The organism is Lacrimispora sp. YZC11 (assembly GCF_057543815.1).
Genome location: NZ_BAAJYQ010000016.1, coordinates 347,365 through 365,979, shown reverse-complemented (window position 1 = coordinate 365,979; position 18,615 = coordinate 347,365). Strand labels below are relative to the sequence as shown.

Here is an 18,615-nt window from a genome sequence, read left to right as displayed (position 1 = left end):
TAAGCAATCACTGCCGGGCCGGCAGATCGATTCTATTCCATTTGAGCCAATTGTTTTCCCGCTAAACGGATCATATAAATCCCCATGAGTAAAATCATCAGGCAGACGACTCCCCCAGTCAGCAGATTCATTGTCCTGGTATCCGTTCCATCACCAAACGAAACAAACATCGCCGTCTGCAGGGAAACCAGCGATACCAATGCGTCGGCATAACCGATATTGCGGATCATGCGTAACAACAGCGAATTCATTCTTCCTACCTTAAACAGATGAAATACGGCAATGCCAATCTTATAGAACGTATAGGCAGCAACTGCAAAAATCAGTGTTCCCGGATAGTTTTTAACCTGTCCATAAAAAACCATCTGGATTACCGATATAAAAAGTGCCAAAGTCAAAACAATAAACAGAATGCCACTATTACGGAAGGCATACAGTTCTTTTCGCTTCACCACTTGGTTATGTTCAGTGTTGCGATGTTTTCTCTCATATCTGATAGCAATAAAACGCATCACACTGAGGACCAAATAGTATCCGGATAAAGCCCCAAACCAGGCCGAATGATATACAATCCCAAACACTCCGTTACTCAAGGCAAAAAGCAGGTTGACAGCCAGAGATGAATGAGCAAACAGCACTGTCCGGTACCGGTAATCAGAAATCACCCGGCGGGTAAACGAATTTGTCTCAATCCCCGGTTTTATCTTCTCCCTCACCCCATACCGCAAATCCTGATATAAATAACAGCAGGACAGAGCCAGGCCACATCCGGCAGCAACAAAAATAGCAATCTCAACAATCTTGTGAAAGGAATGAAACAATACTGTGGCTAGTGAAAGGCCGGCAGACAAAAGTGTTAAAAAGTAAAGCAGCATCCGCAGGGGCCACTTCATATGCGGCAATTTTATTCTTATTCTTCCCTCTTCCGCTTTTCGTCCGTTTCTCCGTTCCATCGCTCTCTCCACACTTAATTATTTCCTGACAAGTGGTTTCCTTTCTCGCAAACCGTATGAATCTCCTCATATTTTGCTTCGATCAATGGTGCCACCGTCTCATTCCGTTTCTTCAACATAAAGTTATAGGCAAAATACGGCATGATCCAACCCAGAAATCCCGGAATTGCCAGCAGGATACACAGCCACACAATCGGTGGCTGATGAACAGCCGCAAAGGTGGCACCTGCCATAAAGGCAGTTCCAATCAACCCAATCGTCAGTGCTGCTATGACTGCCGCCTGGTGCTTTGACTTCTCCAGACCATCAATCTGCTTCAAGCAGTCCTCAAAATTTTGCTGCAGTCTCGTCAGCTCTGCCTTGTTGATAATCTTCCGGTTACGCTTGAGCCGCAAAATGGTACTGCCCTTTTCTTTTATTTGATGGTTTTCATCCGGTACCCAGCCAAAGTTCTCATAACCATCCAGGTACTGAGAGATCCGGCTGCTATCCACCACCACCTCTTTATATTCATATCCGATATAATCCTTCTGTTTTATATTCTCCATATCCTCTTACTCCACTTCTTTAATTTCCCTGAGTCTTTACCAGGGATTTCCCTTATTTACTGGTTCTGCTGATCGGTAAACGAACGGTAAATTTAGAACCCTTTCCAAACTCACTCTCAACCGAAAGTGTTCCGCCCGCCAGTTCAACCACTCGAAATGTCAGTGCCAGGCCAAGTCCGTTCCCTTCCATAGAGCGAGACGTATCCCCTTGATAAAACTTGTCAAAGATATGATTGATGGTTTCTTTGGTCATTCCACAACCGGTATCACGGACCGATACCACCACTTCCTCTTTGGTCGATGTTTGTTCCACCATCACTGACCCGCCCGGTTCTGTAAACTTGATCGCATTGGATATCAAATTATTCCATACTAGTTCTAACAGGCTTGGGTCCGCTTCAATTCTTAACCGGTCTTCCAGATCAGCTTCCAATTCAATCCCTTTCTCTTCCCACAAATTGATAAACTGCAAGGTACATTCCTGTAACTGCTCGCATAGATCGTAAGACTCTGCCACCGGCTGAATATTTTGCTTCTCAAGCTTATTCAGCTTTAAAATATTGGTGATCAGCTTGGACAGCTTCCGGGAAGACTGGATAATTGTTCTAATGTACTCCTGCCTAAGTTCCTCCGGCAAGTTCGGATCCTGCATGCTCTGGGCATAGTTTTGAATAACCGCCAGTGGAGTCTTGATCTCATGGGAAACATTGGAGAAGAAATCCGTCTTCAGTGTTTCGATGCTCCCCAGCTCTTCCACCATTTTATTAAAGTCCATGAACATAACATCAAGATAGTCCAGCTGCTCCACCGTATGTTTCGCCGGAAGATAGACCGAGAAATCCCCTTGAGCAACGGCATTTGCCGCTTTCGCCAGTTCCTTCATAGGGGCCTCATAAATCTTCCGGATCTGATATCGGATAAACAAGGTAAAGTTGATGGATATCACGAACCAGTAAGCCAAGATAATTGCGGTTGCAATACCACCATACATTTCCAGTCTGGTCATTAAAACGGTAAGGCCGCTGTGAACTCCGGATACAAGAAGAACAGTCAGCATGATCTTCCAGAACAAAGGCATGGAAAACAGGGATTGCCTGACTTTATATTCTTTTCCTGCAGTCTGCTGTGTCATTGCTGCACCGCCTTATAACCCAATCCACGAATTGTAACAATCTTAAACCCATCGCACACGGAAAATTTATCACGCAGCTTGGTAATATACACATCCACGGCTCTTAAATTGGTTTCTGTGTCAACGTCCCAGAATTCGTCCATCAGCTGTACCCGGGAAAAAGTCTTATTCGGATAAGAAAGCAGCTTGTATAAGATATTGAACTCCCTGGTTGTTGTAGGAACCTCTGTACCATCAACGACAGCCGACATGGCATCTGCATCCAGCTCCAGATTTCCAACGGCAATTTTTCGTTCCGTCTCAATATTGGCTCTCCGCAGTAATGCCCGGACTCGGAGTAACAGTTCATCAAATTCAATCGGTTTTACCATATAGTCATCAATGCCTAACTGAAAGCCTTTCTGCTTTGAGGGCAAGTCATCCTTGGCCGACATAAACAGGATCGGGATGGTTTTATTCACCTGACGGACCGTTCTGGCAAACTCAAAGCCATCAATCTCCGGCATCATAATGTCCGAGACGATCAGCTCAAACATGTTATTATACATTGCATCATAAGCTTCCTGTGCCCCCAGGCATCCTTTCGCCTGAAATCCACTGTTGTTTAAATAAGAGCAGACAATCCGATTCAAATTTACATCATCTTCTACCACCAGAATATTAATCATACCCATTCTCCTTACGGCTTTTTCTTAATTATAATACCCAATTGTTTAAGAATTGTTTAAGTTTGAAGATTTTTGAAAAGTTTATAAATCTTTTTTTGTTTTTACATATTTTTTGCTTTAAATTTGGAAATTTTTATTATTGGGTTTTGACGTTTTTATCTTCTTATCATCAGTTTAAATTTTATATAGAATCAACAAGTTCCTTCTCCGCAGCAGTTAATGCACTTGCATTTTCCATCTGTTGCAGCAATGTCTTCAATAACGCCCTCCTCGGCCTCTTTCTTAGTAGTATAACTCCAGCAAGCAATCTAAAAAACTGGAAGCAATGTTATTTACATTATTTCCAGTCTTCCCGGTTGATTTCGATTCATTCTGTCAGACTGTTGTAAACAGTTCTCCTAAAGAGCATCACCATTTGTCTCAATAACCTGCCACAGACAATGAAAATAGTCCCAGCCTGATTGAGAGATCAAAAGATTTATCAGCCAGTAGTTTTAACAACAACGTAAAGGCAATTTGAAATTCATTAGTAGTAATCTCATGAATATAAATCTTAACTAAATGTTCAACGGCAACGTGTAAAAAAGTGCGACAAGAAACTTTTGACAATCATTGTAAAAATATATACAATTTAATCATATTTTGCAATGTAAATTTTTCTGGAGAGGAGGGGGAGTTTATGACTTATCAGAAGCCAGTTCTGCTGCTTATAATATGAGTGGAGATTTACTTGGATCAGATGAAAGTTGTTTTTATAAAAAGGAGGTAAATACTTAATGCATATGCCAAATTGTTTTTATATAGATGGAGTTAAGTCTCTAATTTTTAGACAAGAAGAAAACTGTTATATAACCTTTGACACGATTAATCTTGAATTTATTAGGCTTAATTATATAGGAGCTGAAATATTATATTGCATTTCGTTAAATATGAGTTATGATAAAATGGTAGATTACTTTATAGAAAAATATTATATAGGGTCTGACATGGTAAAAAAAAGTATCAATCAATTTCTTGATGGTTATTCTTGTAATGTGCTAATACAAGAGAAGTTAAGTGAACTTAATTTTAATACCATACTAGGAATTAATATATGAAGAACTTTTTTGATTTAAGGTTAAAAGAGATTAATAATTTGGCTATCCCATTAGTCCTTACATCAATGTCCAGTATCTTAATTGGCATTATAGATCAGGCCTTTGTTGCTCATATATCAGTTTCCGCTTATGCGGGAGTAGGCTTTGTAACTATGATAATAAATTCTCTAGTAGGTGTGTTAGGTGCCATTTCAATTTCATTTAATATTCTTGGTTCAAAACTAAAGGGTGAAAATAATTTAAATGGTTTGAGGGTAGTTTATTCTTCTACCTTTATCTTAAATTTTATAATATCAATAATTATTGTATTTTTAATAAATGTATTTATGGAAAGTATACTATCTAAGGGATTTGCGTTAACAGGAGATACATTATTAGAAGCCGAAAAGTATCTGGAAATTTATAGTCTTTCTATTATTCTAAATATGTTGATATTTGTATTTTCTGCGATATTCAAAATATTCAGGAAAACAAATCATATATTTTTAATTACTTTGATAGTAAATATATTAAATGTTGTTTTAGATTATATTTTGATATTTGGAAAGTTTGGATTTCCTAGCTTAGGAAGTCAAGGAGCGGCTATTGCAAGTATAATTGCTCTAATAATAAATTTACTTTTATATTTTTTGATTGTACGAAAATTTATACGTATGAAATTTCAATTTAAGAGTGTACTAAAAGATACCAGGCAAGTCTTTAGAAAGGCATTACCTTTTATAGGTCAGGAATGTATTGAAGAATTGGTATTTGTAGTAGGAATAAGTGCAGTTATAGCAAGATTAGGTGAATTACAATTAGCAACTTATAACTTACTTTTAATGATTATTAATATTTTACTTATGCCTATGTTTGCTTATCAGCAAGCCAATATGTCAATTATAAGTGAAGAATATGGAAAAAAGGAATATAATTCAATCATACGAACCAGTAAAAAAATAGTACAAATGTTGTTAGTTATTTTTGTGGTTTTATTCATAGTGATCTTATCATTTAAAGAGCATTTTATTATACTTATCACACCTGATGCTAATTTGATTAATTCATCTATAAAATACTTATGGATAGCAATTTTAATTCAGTCATTTAATTATATAAAAACGATATATCGTTCTGCGTGTCAATCCTTAGGTGAATCAAAATTTGTCTTTAAGATAACTTCAATTATAAATACAATTACATTGATATTTGTAATTTTATTTGTAAAAAATCTATATCCATTATTCATATTAATGGGATTGAGTTATTTGGTAAGTGCATACATTTTTATTTGTAAATTTAAAGCAAGTCTAAAACGAGTGTGTGAAGAAATTTCTGTAAAAACGGATATTCTATGATAAGCGGTAGGGCTGAAAGCAGCCATTTGGTTACCGGAAAGTTAACAGGCTAGATTTTCGGTTTTTAGCACTTTTTTTGTTTAATGTCAACCTTGTTTCCGAGAATAACCGCACGCTACAACCTCTATCCTATCAGCTTTTTCTACAATAAGAAATATGGGTAGTTCAACAACAGACGCTATTTGTAAATAATTTTTTCCGGAAAACACGCTTGCATCGGAACCCCTTTTTACTATAGAATAAACAGCTTTAGCGACAAACTTACATAATTCCAAAAACCTCCTGCCCTGCAGCGTTTTTTTCTTTTCTGCTGCCGGGCAGTTTAGGATATTTAGAATATTTTTACCGTTTCTCTATGTCAATGACCCTTAGTGCCCAATCCTGATAAAATGCTTCTTCATGTGAAACCAGTAAAATAGTCCCCGAATATTCCGACAAGGCTGTTTTTAAGGAGTCTTTTGCATGAACGTCTAAATGATTTGTCGGTTCGTCCATAATCAGAAAATTGCATGGCGTTAATGTCAATAGACACAATTTCACTTTTGCCTGTTCTCCGCCGCTTAATGTCCCGATTGATTGCATAGCGTGCTTGCTTGAAATACCACATCTGGCTAATTTTTTTCTAACGTCTTTTATTACCAGATTCGGATAGGCATCTGAAATAATCTGAATGGGTGTTCTTGTTTCATCAGGCCATGACAAATCCTGTTCAAAATATCCAAGAGTTACTTGCTCAGAGTATTTATATAAACCTTGCATGGACGGAATTTGCCCAACCAGAGTTTTTAGCAGCGTTGACTTTCCAATTCCGTTAAACCCAGTAATCACTACCTTTTGTCCGCCTTTTATACTAAAATCAATATCAGACAACACAGGGTAATGGTAGCCAATTGCTAAGTGTTTAACTGCTAAATGCTCTGCATTCGTCAAAGGTAATTCTGGAAAATAAAAATATGGCTTTATTTCCTTCTGCGATAAGGCTTCCATTTTTTCCATGCGATCAAGCTGCTTCTGGCGGCCTCTTGCCATTTTTGATTTTCGTCCGGCAATATTTTTTCTTATAAACTCCTCTGTCTTTTTGATTTCCTTTTGTTGTGTTGAATATTGCTTAATATAATCTTCTCGCAGCAGAGTTTTCTTTTTCAAAAACTCTGAATAGGTGCCATAATATTTTGTAATGGTATCATTGTCTATATCACAAATACGATTTGTGATTTTATCTAAAAAGGCAAAGTCATGTGATACTATCATAAAAGCATTTTCCAATCTTGATAAATAATCGGCAAGCCATGAAATGTGTTCTTTATCCAAAAAGTTTGTTGGTTCATCAAGCAAAAGTACATCTGGCTTTTCCAGAAGTAATTTTGCTAAAATTACCTTTGCACGCTGGCCTCCGCTCATTTGCTCAATCGGACGGGCAAGACCAATAGCAAGCAATCCCAATCCGTTTGCCACTTGTTCGATATGTGTATCAATCGAATAAAAATCATGCCTTTCAAGTTCTTCCTGAAGTTTAGCTGCACGTTCCAGATATCTCATATCGCCGTTTGCGGCCATCTCATATAATGCACCCATTTCATTTTCAATTTCATATAGTCTTGAAAATGCTGATTTCAAAAATTCTTTCATAGTTAAGCTATGGTCTATTTCCGCATACTGGCCGAGATAACCAACAGAGATATTGGACTGCCAGATAATCCGTCCGGCGTCCGGCATCACCTGCTCGGTGCAAATTTTAATCAAAGTGCTTTTTCCAGTTCCGTTCTGTCCAACGATACCAATATGTTCGCCTTTGTTGAGGGTCAATTCCGCATTTTTGTAAAGTAGATTATCTCCAAAAGAATGTGATAATCCGTTAATTTCTAGTAAGCTCATGTTAATCAAAGTCCTTTCATTTCTGTTGTTAAACCAGCAACCATGTGTAAAAACGCAAAAAGGCAGAAGACAATACACACAAGTGTATTTGCCTTCTGCCTCTCAGTTCTATACAAACCGATATTTTAAAAGCAAAAGGCTACGGACAAAACATTGCCCATAGCCTTTTATACGCTAAATTTACACACGGAAAGAAGCAATAGCATACCAACTGTATCAGTATGAATATTGCCCTGCTTTCCGATGAAATCTTAATGCGTCATCTATACGCTATACTCTGTACAATGTTTCATCGGTATGAATTGTACAGAGTTGAGTTTCTTTACAAGTTGATTGGTCAAATAGAAGTTCATATTATTCTCTCCTTTACTGAAACGCAATCATTATAACACAGGTTTTTGGCGCTGTCAATTTTCGATCTGTTAACATCTTTTCTATATCACAGGTACTTTTGACAAAAGGCCGCTGCTCCTTAGGAAATGGCTTACCTGGTCTTGCAGCGGCTGCACATCACCTGCGGATCTGGAATGGAGCAGTTTTGTCATTTTTCTATATTTTCCCTGGAAAACTGAAAAAGTAAAATCGTGGAGGTTTTGTCGTTATTTCATTAGATACTATTTATTTAGTATGACTTTTTATTAAAGACTACACCGGGTTGATTGAATAAAAATACATAACCGTAGCGATACAGCTTATCCAAATCATTATTATTGAAATTATATCTGTCTACGGCTCCGCTCAATTCTATATTTGAATATTTTTTATCTTTTTCAAAATTAACGAGAGAATTTAAACAATCTTCCCTCACGGTCGTCGCTTTCAGTATTTTTTCTGCCATTTGCAAAATCCCTCGCGTTCATTCTTTTTCCGCCTTCTATTTGCACTTCCAGCAGCTCCACAATACCGTCGTCCGAGATCCTTGATTTAAAAATCTTTAATTTTCTGCCGTTTATATAAGTAAACGCAGCCGGCACAGGTGAAAGCCCTCTGATTTTATCGTGTATTTCCTGCGCTGTCAGATTCCAGTCGATTTCGCACATAGTATTATCTATTTTTCCCACGTAAGACGCGCCGTCGTCAGGCTGTTTTTCCCGTTTCACAGTCCCGCCCTTTATTTGCTCAAGCGTATCAATTAATAATCTGCCGCCGATTTGTGCCAATTTATCGTGCAGCTCTCCATAAGTTTCGTTTTCGCCGATTTCAATTGATTCTTTAAGTAACATGTCGCCCGTGTCTATGCCCTCTTCCATATACTGAGTAGTAATCCCCGTGATTTTTTCGCCGTTTATAATCGCGGCGTTTATCGGTGAGGCTCCCCTGTATTTCGGCAGTAGCGACCCGTGAACGTTTACGCAGCCATGCTTCGGAAAATCTAAGACGTTTTTGGGTATGAGCTTCCCGTAAGCAACCACAACGATTATATCGGGATTAATTGATTTTAACAAATCAAAAAAATCTTCGCTTTTTAAGCTTTGCGGCTGATAAACGGGAATATTCTCGCCGGAGGCATATTCTTTCACGGGCGACGGGGTCAAAGTCATTTTTCTGCCCGCAGGTTTATCTGGCTGTGTGACAACCCCTGCGATATTATATTCGTTTTTCACGAGACATTCGAGCGAAATTTTTGCAAACTCAGGGGTTCCCATAAATAATACTTTCATATTTTTTTGTCCTCGTCTTTATTTATTTCATCTACTTCTTCCTGTGATAATATAAAATAGCTTCTACATTGGCAATTTACAAAGTCAACTCAGATAAGATTTTCACTCTACTTAATAATAATACAAAAAAGAAATGCTTACAATATTTTTTTCTGACTTTGTTTCGTTTAAGATTGTAGCTTTCGAATGTTACTGTGCTATATACCCTTTTCTCACACCTATCTTTGATACCTTCAATAAGAACAGTCCGCGAAAAATCTGGTTCTTTTTTCCGATTATATCTTTCACCTCGGAATAAGTCATTTTTTGCGGTTCAGGTTTTGTATGTTTTTAGAGTGTCTGTAGATATTTGTACAACTTGGGTAAAGATATATTCTTTATACTTCATAGAAATAAAATAGAACACGTTATACTTCATTAATGTGTGAAGTATAACGTGTTCAAAGTCTTGTTTTTCAATTGTAATGGGTCAAAAAGCGTTATATGAAATTGCTGACATCCGGAATCCCCACGCTTAACTCCATTGCATCTTCCGAATCATCCGCCATCACACAGGTGATGATTTTATGAACTCCCGGCCTCAGGCAGTGGCGGATCGTTGGTATGATTGTCAGAGAATGAAATAAGTTTGTATTGGGAAAGGCATCGACGATGATTCCGGTTCCTCCGCTTAGGCTGACAACCTTGCTGATTCCCCATGGAAAATGTGCGGCTGCCATCCCTTCTTTTATTTCAACATGATGTGCTTCATATTTTCCAGATTCCACCCTAATGGAAAAACCTCCGTCCACCACATCAATTTCGTGTTCTGTGCATATCTCATGGATTCTCACATGCCAGGCTCCCTGGGGGATGATCCGGCTTGTGACTCTTACACCGGGCATCAGCCGGTACGAAAGCTTCACTTCCTGCTCCGTAATCTCACAGGATTCGGCCCCATAACGCATCTGGTACCGCTCCTCACCGGCCAGGGATGCGGCCAGCGTGTTATCAAAGGCACCCTCTGACAAGCCGAATCCCCTGGATATGCTGAATCCAAATTTATTCGAATAAACGAACTTTTCATATTTTTCCGGACAGCCTCCGTGATTTCTGCAATGCTGTCCGGCCACATAAGCCAATACATGATGACGGCTGTCATGAGTAATCAGCATATGGGGATGGGAAAGCAGTTTCTTTTCCTCGTAAGGGTATTCCGTCTCCTGTACCAGCCAGAAAGGATGTTCCTCCGGAATCGCCAGGAGAAAGAACGCTTTCAGCGCCCAGTAGGGAGACCCAGGCGCATTGTAGCGCTCACTCATAAACAGGTTCGGGTACCAATATCCGATGGTCAGTACACCGGCATTATCAAACACCGGACGGCGGACCCACTGTTCCAGATTCTTAAGGGCCAGGTGTTTCATGACACCGTATCCAGGCCCTTCCACCTGGGCAAAGCCCATGGCTCCAAAGAAAGCGCTGTGTGCAAACCGGTAGGTTAAGCTTCTCCCATAGGGAACTTCCTGGCCGTCTCCTGCAAACCAGTAAATAAAATCTCTGGAAAACAGGCTCGAACGCTCTTTAAATATACGGCTTTGCGCCGGGTCCTTTTTCTCCATCAGCCTGGCATATACCAGCCCGTAAAAATGCATTGCAAAGGGAATATAGTAATCCACCTGGCCGGGATTTCCATCATAATACCAGCCATCGCCCGTATAGCAGCTCTCAATCACCTCTATATCGTCCTTCATGGCCTCCTCAGACCATGGAAGCTCTAAAAGCCGGAACATCATGTTTACCAGAATCCGGAAAAATCTCCAGTTGTTGGGATGCACCTGCTTTTGATTTATCTGATTCAGCCAGGTATACAGATTTTCTTTTTGTGTATTTGTCAACGGGTCCCATAATTTTCCCGGCGACAGGCTGACAGCCGTTACGAGGGCTGCCATTTCCACCATTTTCTGATCGTAATCCACCAGATCTCCCCAGTACTCCTCATGAATCGGATCTGTTCCGTGAATGATGCCCTCCAGATACCAGGAAAGCCATTCCTCCGCTTCTTTTTTTAAGCGGTCCGGCAGTCTGCTGTTATCCTGTGACCACAGCGGACCAAGCCCCCACATGACCCTGGCAAAACCCTCCATCCAGGCCGCCCGGTTTCCATAGTGGGCTCCTGTGTGTCCTGCTTTCAGCCAGCTGTGCCCCGGACTGTAGAAATCTTTCAGTGGTCGTATCATATCCAGGAGCAGCTCTGCTGCGTCATTTCTTGTCCTTATTTCCCGATGTTTCCACTTATCCATACTTTTATCTCCCTGTTCATTTCCCATTTTCAGTGCCTGCAGCCTCCGTCTACCTTAAGGGAAAATGTTTTCCCATCACAGTCAAAATAATAGAAGATATCCATACCCTGATCGTCTTTAATGACATTGACCTGTTTTTGCTGTCCCGCTTTCTTCGGAATCAGAAGTGTCACCATAACCTGTTTTAAAGCCCTGCCGCTTTTTACATCCAGATGCCACTGGTTATCAAGCCCTTTCAATTCCTCTTCTGCAACGCCTTCAAACACATCGCTCTGGCTGATGCCTGCAAAGCCGGAAGAGCAATAGACCAGACGCCCTTCCAGCTCCGCCCTTTCTCTGTGAATGAAAAACTTCTCCCCCGCCAGTTCAAATGGCACCTGACTGTGCAGCAGCCAGTCAATGGATGAGGGATTTTCAGTTTCCACCGAATCTACCATCACAAAATAGGACTGATTCACAAAGTAAATCTCCCGTGTGTAATTTTTTAATTCAGGAAGCTGTTCCCCATAAGAATTGGTGGCATTTTCACGGATGTATACAAAATCCACACGTTCTTCCACCGCTTCCACCCGGCCCCTGGCTTTTAGCTGTCTGACCTTATCCATTTCCCCATACTGCCCTTTTCCGTTAATCAGGATAGTATTGTGAGATTTGGTCTGGCGTCTCCATTGGCGGTGCATGGAGGAATTAAAGCCAATATAATAGCCGCTCTGGATAATTAAGGGCTCCCCATAAGCAAAGAGTACAAAGGTATTCTGATCTCCGTGGCTGTGGCTTACGCTTCCATAAGGGCTGCTTTTTGTAAGAAAAAATATGTGATCATCGAAATTCTTTAAATCCTTATTAATAGCCACCCAGCCCACATCCCGGAACCAGGAAACAAGAGGCGGCTCCTCCTGCTCTTTAATTATGCTGTCCCGGTAATCATAGCGGTACACCATATCATCAAAATAAAAATCCCACCAGCCCTTGTTATAAAACTCCTGACTGATTTCCGGCTCCCGTTCCATGACTTTTTCATAAAACCACTGGTAATTCCCGCTGCCGGTCACTCCCGCCAGCTGACGGATGTTAAATGCCACCTTATGGCCGGGATAATCTCCCAGATTGGACTGGTCACAGAAGCTGGCCCGATAAGTATCTACCGGATTGCAGTACAGTGGGAAATTGCCGGTTTTCTGGAAAAAAGGCCTCTGATACAGATCAATTCCCGTATAGCTCTTTACTGTATTCATGGCCTCCATCACAAAAGCCATAGCCGTGGTCCAGTAACCGGCCCCTTCCGCCCAACCCCCGTCCTCTCCTCCCCATGGAGTATAAATTACGCTTAAATATTCTATGGCATAATCCAGCCAAAGCCTGGCTTCCTCATATTCTCCCAGAAGTGCAATGCAACAGGGGATAATGACGGAGGACAAGGAACGGACAGCGTGGCTGTCGTACAGGGAATAATGGATTCTGGTTCTGGCAATGATATGGTCTGCCACTTGCTTTGTGCGCACAAATAGCTGCCGACTCACCTGAGACTGTTCTTCCTCTGTCAAAAAGCCATACAGCCAGTCATATCCAAAGGCCAGGCCGTAGGCCACGCGGAATGCACATTCATCGTTGTAATCCCGTTTGGTGGGGCCTTCGCTGTCCCAGGACGCCATTTCCATAAGGCTTTCTTTCGCCTGTTCAATCAGCTCCCGGTCCTTAAGCAGAACGCCGGCCACGGCCAGGGACCGGATATGGCAAAGGGCTTCCTGGCAGTCCATGTAGTTCTGGCGCCACAACGGGATCACCCGCTTATTTTCCGGATAGGGCAGAGGCTCTTTCACAAACTCCCGGTCTTTATAATCCATCACCGAACGGCGGTAAAAGGTCTCAAATCTGCAGTAGCTGCAGTCCTGTTCCAGCTCCTTTTGAAATTCTGCTATTTCCCGGCCATTTAACCAGATGCGGGGATGTCCGCTGTCTCCATTAGAATACCGCATCTCTCTGGATGGCAGCGGCGTTTTTACCGCGCTTTCGCTTATCTCAAACCGGCGGATTCGGCTGAAGGTATATTCGTTCTCATCCTCCAGGCTGTACCTCCAATAATAGGTTCCCGGCTCCAGAATATGGTCCAGGGTACAGAAATTATAGGGCAGATGCCGCAGTTCTTCTGTCTTCCCCTCCGGGAAATCCTCAAAAGCAGACAGCTGCAGGCGGTACTGAAGATCCTCGCTGCCGGAGGGTACCCAGGTAAAACGCGGCGGATTTTCCATCAGCACCTGGCCGTCCGGATGGTATTTAATACTTAGAACAGACTCCCTGGTTTCTGGTAATTCTCTCATAGCTCATACTCCTTACATTTCCATTGTTTTACCAGATCATAAACTCTTTTCCGAGAAGCCTTGAGATGCCCTCTACAAAGAAATAATCTCCATAAATAATCGGTACGTGTGTCTCATGCTCTCTTCCATATGCAACAGTTCCGTTCTGCAGTATCCCATCCTCTTCCGGATTCCAGTTACAATGGCTCTCAGCCAGCGTTAATAATATCTTTTGGGCGCTTTCATAGTACAACCGTTTTTCCAGATCAGGAACCATTTCAGCGATCTGTAAAAGTCCGCAAGCCGCACATGCGGAGGCAGTGGTGTCCCAACTGACCGGCTCCTCGGGCGCTCTGAAATCCGTCAGGGCAACATAGCCTGTAAGGGCGGTGTTTGCCAGAAAATAATGGGCGATCTGTTTCGCTCCGTCTAAATATTCCTGATGGCCCGTGTGCATAAATGCCAGGGCAAAGCCGTAGACTGCCCAGGCCTGGCCCCTGGACCAGGAGGAGCCGGCTCCATAGCCCTGGCCCCCGGGACATTCCAGCAGTTCTCCCGTTAAGGGATCAAGAACCCCAATGTGATTGCAGGAGCCATCCTTCCGCAAAAGCACCTGAAGGGCGGTGTGGGCGTGAAGATCGGCTATGGCGGAAAATCTGGGGTCGTCAAGCTCCTTTCCCGCCCAGTAAAGCAACGGAAGATTCATCAGGCAGTCCACAATCATCCATCCTGTTTTATCCAGGTTCCAGGCCCGGATAAAGCCGCCCACCGGGTTGAATCTTCCCGTCAGCAAGCTGGCGGCGTGAAGCCCCCGTACCCTTGACTCTTCTCTCCCTGTCAGCCGGTAATCCGCCACCGCCGTGTGCAGAAACTGAAAGCCTACGTCGTGGTGAAGCCCGACAAAGCCGGCCAGAGCCCGGTCCAGTGCAATTTCCGAATCCTCCGCCGTTCGTTTATAAATTTCCTCTCCTGTTCCGTGATACATCTGCCACAGCATTCCGGCCCAGAAGCCATTGGTCCACCAGGAATTATTTTCCTCCCGCATATCCTTTTGATAGCGCCCATTTTCCGAAATATAGGGAATTTTCTCCCCCAGCCTCTCGCATTCTGCTTTCAGCTTTTCCTCAATTTTCCCGTAAATCTCCAGCAGTGTTTCTTTCACTTTTCTGCTCCTCCTTTTTCTTACTCTTTTACCGCTCCGACCATGGTGCCCTTTGTAAAGTGCTTCTGCAGGAATGGGTACACACACAGAATCGGCACCGTTGCCACAATAATCGTCGCATACTTGATTGTCATGCCGATAGCCTCCGTATCCATGGCGCTGGATCCCGCGGTCATGGAAGCGACATCATTCTGCATCAGGATCTCCCGTAAAATAACCTGAAGGGGATACATTTCTCTGGTGCGGATGATGGAAGAGGCCCAGAACCAGGAGTTCCAGATGCTGACTCCATAATAGAGCACCATAACCGCCAGAATCGCTTTGGAAAGCGGAATCACAATCCGCGTCAGTATGGTGATATGGCCTGCGCCGTCAATCTGCGCCGCCTCAATTAAGCTCTCCGGAATGCTCTCAAAGGAAGTGCGGAGAATGATCAGATTATAAGTGCTGATCATAAAGGGCATAATGAGCCCCCACAGGGAATTGGTCAGCCTTAAATCCTTTAAATTCAAATAAAAGGGGATCATGCCGCCGGAAAAAAACATGGTGAATACAATCAGCATCATGATAGGACGCTTGAGCATCACCCGCTTTCTGGACAGGAAATAAGCTCCCAGAGAGGTCATGACCAAATCCAGAGATACTCCCACTACAAGGATAAATAAAGTATTTAAATAGCCCCGCCCTATCATGGGATTTTTAAACACCTTTTTATAAGCATCAATGCTCCAGCCCACAGGCTTTAATAAAAGTCCCGTATGCTGCGTCAGAAGATTGCTGTTGCTGAAAGAGGCCGCTGCCACATACCACACAGGATATAAGCACAGAATAATGATCAGCGAAAGAAATATATAATTGAATGCAGAGAACACACGTTCTCCTCTTGATCTTTTTACTTTCATGATTTCCGCTCCTCCCCTACCACAAGCTGGTTTCGCTGTAACGTTTTGACATTTTGTTGGTAAACAGCAGCAATCCAAAGTTAATGACCGAATTGAACAAACCGATTGCAGTGGAATAGCTCCAATCCTGTTCTAAAAGGCCGATCCGGTAAATATAAGACGAGATGATATCGGCAGTCTCATAGGTCGATGGATTATATAGCAAAATCGTCTTTTCATATCCCATATTCATCAGGGAACCCATTTTTAAGATGAACATGATCACGATGGTCGGAGCAATGGCCGGCAATGTGATGTGAATTAACTGCTTCCATTTGCCTGCGCCGTCAATCTGGGCGGCTTCATAAAGCTGGCTGTCCACGCCTGCAAGGGCGGACAGATAGATGATAGAGCCCCAGCCTACCTCCTGCCAGATGCTGGACAGCACATAGATGGAGCGGTACAACTTCGGGTCCTGCAAAAGCGGAGATCTGCTTCCCCCGAACATGGCAACCAGATCGTTGAAAAGCCCTGTTGTCATGCTGAAATCGGTCAGCATACCCGTCACAACGATTAAGGATATGAAGTGGGGAAGGTAGGTAACTGTCTGGGTTATGCTCTTAAATTTTTTGTGCCTCACCTCATTTAAGAGAAGTGCAAGAATGATCGGCGCCGGAAATCCAAGAATCAGATTGTAAACGCTCAGCAATATGGTATTCCTGATGAGCCTTATAAAATAGACACTTTTAAAAAAACGGATGAAATTGTCAAATCCCACCCAGGGACTGTCCATGACTCCCAGCGCAGGAGTATACTCCTTAAAAGCAATAATTGCGCCGTACATGGGCTTATAGTGAAATAAGATATAAAAAAACAAAACGGGAATCACCATGAAATACAGGGAACGATTCCGTTTCCAGTCCTTTTTTATCCGGTAGCTCAGCTTCATAATATGTGGCTCCTTTTTGGGATTTTTAGAAAGGACTGTTGTTTTCAACAGTCCTTTCCATTTCTTTCTTATCTTGAATTATAGCGTTCCAGGGCCGCATTCTGGATTTCCAGAGCGCGATCCAGTCCCATATTTTCCATGTTCTTTACATAATCATCAAATTTGTCTAAGCTCTCCGTTCCGAACATGAATTTAAGTGTCATTTCATCACGGTATGTATTAATTTCATTCATGATCGTAGAGAATTCCTTGCTTTCTTCCGATGTGGGGGTAATCGGAGGAAGCAGATGAGCTTTTCCGTTGGAATCTCCCCATACCTCCGGAGTCTCCTTCTGCTCATACAGGGTGTAGTACTGTTCCAGATAACGGGCATCCTGTACGAAGGGACCATTGTAGTTGCCGCGAATGTATGCAGACATTGCCTGGGATACCGGGAGTCCGTCCGGGTTGTTCATAATCAGATCCGTATAGGTTGGATAGTCCTCCACCATAGTATAGGATTCTCCTTCAATTCCGAAGTTAAAATACATGTGTCCTTTTTCACCATAAGCATAATCCATCAATCTGGCTGCCCGCTCAATATCCTTACAGGAGGTGGTAATGGCTACGCTGGCACGGCCGGAATAGGGGTTTTCAATCTGGCCGAATTCTGCCTTTTCTCCCTTTTTCAAGGTTGGAGGCGGTGCTGCAACCAGTTTATAGGAAGGATTGGAGGTCTGAGCCGCTGCGGTCCATGTGCCCATACGGCTTCCTGCCTGACCCATGGATGCGCCGGAGATTCCATTGGTCATCTTTGCACTTACCTGATCGCTCTTAAGGGTTGCGATATCCGGATCAAGGAGACCCTCGGAATACCACTGGGCCATGGTTGTCAGAAACTGCTTATAGCCTTCTTCTGCCGCTCCAAAATGTACTTTTCCGTCACTTCCCAAATAGAAAGAACGGTTTGTACCATAGGCATAGGCAAATGGATCCGATGTTAAATACTGACCATTGGTATACTCAAAGGTATATGGGGCCGCCGCTCCCTTTTTCTCCTTAAATGCGGTCAGAACCGTATGCCAGTCATCCATTGTCTCAGGAACTTCCTGGCCCAAATCCACCAGCCAGTCAGCACGAAGCATTAAGCCGATGGTATTTAACAGCCTGTCATCGCCGCGGATGAAAGGAAATGAATAGTAATTTCCATCATCGGTCTTTATCATGCGGTCAATGTCCGGATTTGCATCTAAATATGCCTTTAAGTTGGGGCAATACTTGTCGATGATGTCATTTAAGGGCAGAATCACCCCGTCCTTGATGGCTTTCTCCGGTCCGCCCGGATAATCCGTCACCCAATTATATTCCATCAAATCCGGCAGGTTCCCGTCTGCTAAAATCAGGCTGAACTGTTCCTTTAACTGCCCTGACGGCGGATGCAGGAACTGGATATCCACTCCGGTTCGCTCCATCCAGCCCTTTCCGAATGGGGTATCTCCTAAATTTGCATAATTGGAAGAAACTGTACTCGTCAGTTCACACCAGTACTGCATCTGTCCTCCTGACCCTAATGGATAGACAGATTCCACCGGAGCTGCCGTCTCCTCGGCCCCCGCCGCTTTTGTCTCTGTTTCTGTTGCTGCCGTTGAGGCCACCGCCGATGTTTCCGCTGTTCCCTTTGCCGAGCTGCATCCGGCCAAGGTTCCCGCCAACATGGCAGCTGTCAGCAGTAATGATAACCTTCTCTTTTTCATTACTTGTTCTTTCCTTTCGTTTTTGTTTTTCCGCCTCCCGGTT

Annotated in this window: 13 protein-coding genes; 1 reads left to right on the top strand and 12 read right to left on the bottom strand. The window is 42.8% G+C overall.

The window, feature by feature from the left end; genetic code table 11:
* Positions 1–32: 32 nt before the first annotated feature.
* The 4 genes from AC27IJ_RS16975 to AC27IJ_RS16960 are packed head-to-tail and all read right to left on the bottom strand — an operon-like array spanning position 33 to position 3,301.
* Positions 33–953: a hypothetical protein gene (locus AC27IJ_RS16975; protein WP_487149871.1), complete on the bottom strand. Its 921-nt coding sequence runs from the start codon at positions 951–953 to the stop codon at positions 33–35.
* Between the two features lie 14 nt (positions 954–967).
* On the bottom strand, positions 968–1,501 hold the full coding sequence (locus AC27IJ_RS16970; protein ID WP_312501688.1) for a hypothetical protein: 534 nt from the start codon (positions 1,499–1,501) through the stop codon (positions 968–970).
* 52 nt (positions 1,502–1,553) lie between these two features.
* Positions 1,554–2,633, bottom strand: coding sequence for a sensor histidine kinase (locus tag AC27IJ_RS16965; RefSeq protein WP_487149869.1), 1,080 nt, complete (start codon positions 2,631–2,633; stop codon positions 1,554–1,556).
* Positions 2,630–3,301, bottom strand: coding sequence for a response regulator transcription factor (locus AC27IJ_RS16960; RefSeq protein WP_312501684.1), 672 nt, complete (start codon positions 3,299–3,301; stop codon positions 2,630–2,632). The genes AC27IJ_RS16965 and AC27IJ_RS16960 overlap by 4 nt, the downstream gene beginning before the upstream one ends.
* Positions 3,302–4,394: 1,093 nt before the next feature.
* On the opposite strand from AC27IJ_RS16960, the gene AC27IJ_RS16955 reads away from it, so the two are divergent.
* Positions 4,395–5,735, top strand: coding sequence for an MATE family efflux transporter (locus AC27IJ_RS16955; protein WP_487149867.1), 1,341 nt, complete (start codon positions 4,395–4,397; stop codon positions 5,733–5,735).
* Positions 5,736–6,077: 342 nt separating this feature from the next.
* Here the strand turns inward: AC27IJ_RS16955 and AC27IJ_RS16950 are convergent, their stop codons facing one another.
* The 8 genes from AC27IJ_RS16950 to AC27IJ_RS16915 all read right to left on the bottom strand — a co-directional run bounded on the left by AC27IJ_RS16950 (position 6,078) and on the right by AC27IJ_RS16915 (position 18,572).
* Positions 6,078–7,610: an ABC-F family ATP-binding cassette domain-containing protein gene (locus AC27IJ_RS16950; protein WP_313258962.1), complete on the bottom strand. Its 1,533-nt coding sequence runs from the start codon at positions 7,608–7,610 to the stop codon at positions 6,078–6,080.
* A gap of 776 nt (positions 7,611–8,386) precedes the next feature.
* Positions 8,387–9,271, bottom strand: coding sequence for a methionyl-tRNA formyltransferase (gene fmt / locus AC27IJ_RS16945; protein WP_313258964.1), 885 nt, complete (start codon positions 9,269–9,271; stop codon positions 8,387–8,389).
* A gap of 479 nt (positions 9,272–9,750) precedes the next feature.
* The gene (locus AC27IJ_RS16940) at positions 9,751–11,550 is read right to left on the bottom strand and encodes a DUF2264 domain-containing protein (protein WP_487149864.1); all 1,800 of its coding nucleotides are present in this window, start codon (positions 11,548–11,550) and stop codon (positions 9,751–9,753) included.
* Between the two features lie 29 nt (positions 11,551–11,579).
* Entirely contained in the window at positions 11,580–13,868 is a 2,289-nt protein-coding gene (locus AC27IJ_RS16935) for a DUF4962 domain-containing protein (RefSeq protein WP_487149862.1), read from the bottom strand.
* Positions 13,869–13,896: 28 nt separating this feature from the next.
* Complete coding sequence (locus tag AC27IJ_RS16930) at positions 13,897–15,009, bottom strand: glycoside hydrolase family 88 protein (RefSeq protein ID WP_487149860.1); 1,113 nt, start codon at positions 15,007–15,009, stop codon at positions 13,897–13,899.
* Positions 15,010–15,029: 20 nt separating this feature from the next.
* On the bottom strand, positions 15,030–15,911 hold the full coding sequence (locus AC27IJ_RS16925; protein WP_487149858.1) for a carbohydrate ABC transporter permease: 882 nt from the start codon (positions 15,909–15,911) through the stop codon (positions 15,030–15,032).
* Positions 15,912–15,927: 16 nt separating this feature from the next.
* On the bottom strand, positions 15,928–16,839 hold the full coding sequence (locus AC27IJ_RS16920; RefSeq protein WP_312443440.1) for an ABC transporter permease: 912 nt from the start codon (positions 16,837–16,839) through the stop codon (positions 15,928–15,930).
* 68 nt (positions 16,840–16,907) lie between these two features.
* Positions 16,908–18,572 carry an extracellular solute-binding protein gene (locus AC27IJ_RS16915; RefSeq protein ID WP_312443441.1) on the bottom strand — a complete coding sequence of 555 codons (1,665 nt, stop codon included), beginning with the start codon at positions 18,570–18,572 and terminating at the stop codon, positions 16,908–16,910.
* Positions 18,573–18,615 lie beyond the last annotated feature (43 nt).

Coding starts and splice junctions, on each gene's coding strand:
- AC27IJ_RS16975 (WP_487149871.1), bottom strand. CDS start 953: ATGGAACGGAGAAACGGACGAAAAGCGGAAGAGGGAAGAATAAGAATA.
- AC27IJ_RS16970 (WP_312501688.1), bottom strand. CDS start 1,501: ATGGAGAATATAAAACAGAAGGATTATATCGGATATGAATATAAAGAG.
- AC27IJ_RS16965 (WP_487149869.1), bottom strand. CDS start 2,633: ATGACACAGCAGACTGCAGGAAAAGAATATAAAGTCAGGCAATCCCTG.
- AC27IJ_RS16960 (WP_312501684.1), bottom strand. CDS start 3,301: ATGATTAATATTCTGGTGGTAGAAGATGATGTAAATTTGAATCGGATT.
- AC27IJ_RS16955 (WP_487149867.1), top strand. CDS start 4,395: ATGAAGAACTTTTTTGATTTAAGGTTAAAAGAGATTAATAATTTGGCT.
- AC27IJ_RS16950 (WP_313258962.1), bottom strand. CDS start 7,610: ATGAGCTTACTAGAAATTAACGGATTATCACATTCTTTTGGAGATAAT.
- fmt (WP_313258964.1), bottom strand. CDS start 9,271: ATGAAAGTATTATTTATGGGAACCCCTGAGTTTGCAAAAATTTCGCTC.
- AC27IJ_RS16940 (WP_487149864.1), bottom strand. CDS start 11,550: ATGGATAAGTGGAAACATCGGGAAATAAGGACAAGAAATGACGCAGCA.
- AC27IJ_RS16935 (WP_487149862.1), bottom strand. CDS start 13,868: ATGAGAGAATTACCAGAAACCAGGGAGTCTGTTCTAAGTATTAAATAC.
- AC27IJ_RS16925 (WP_487149858.1), bottom strand. CDS start 15,911: ATGAAAGTAAAAAGATCAAGAGGAGAACGTGTGTTCTCTGCATTCAAT.
- AC27IJ_RS16920 (WP_312443440.1), bottom strand. CDS start 16,839: ATGAAGCTGAGCTACCGGATAAAAAAGGACTGGAAACGGAATCGTTCC.
- AC27IJ_RS16915 (WP_312443441.1), bottom strand. CDS start 18,572: ATGAAAAAGAGAAGGTTATCATTACTGCTGACAGCTGCCATGTTGGCG.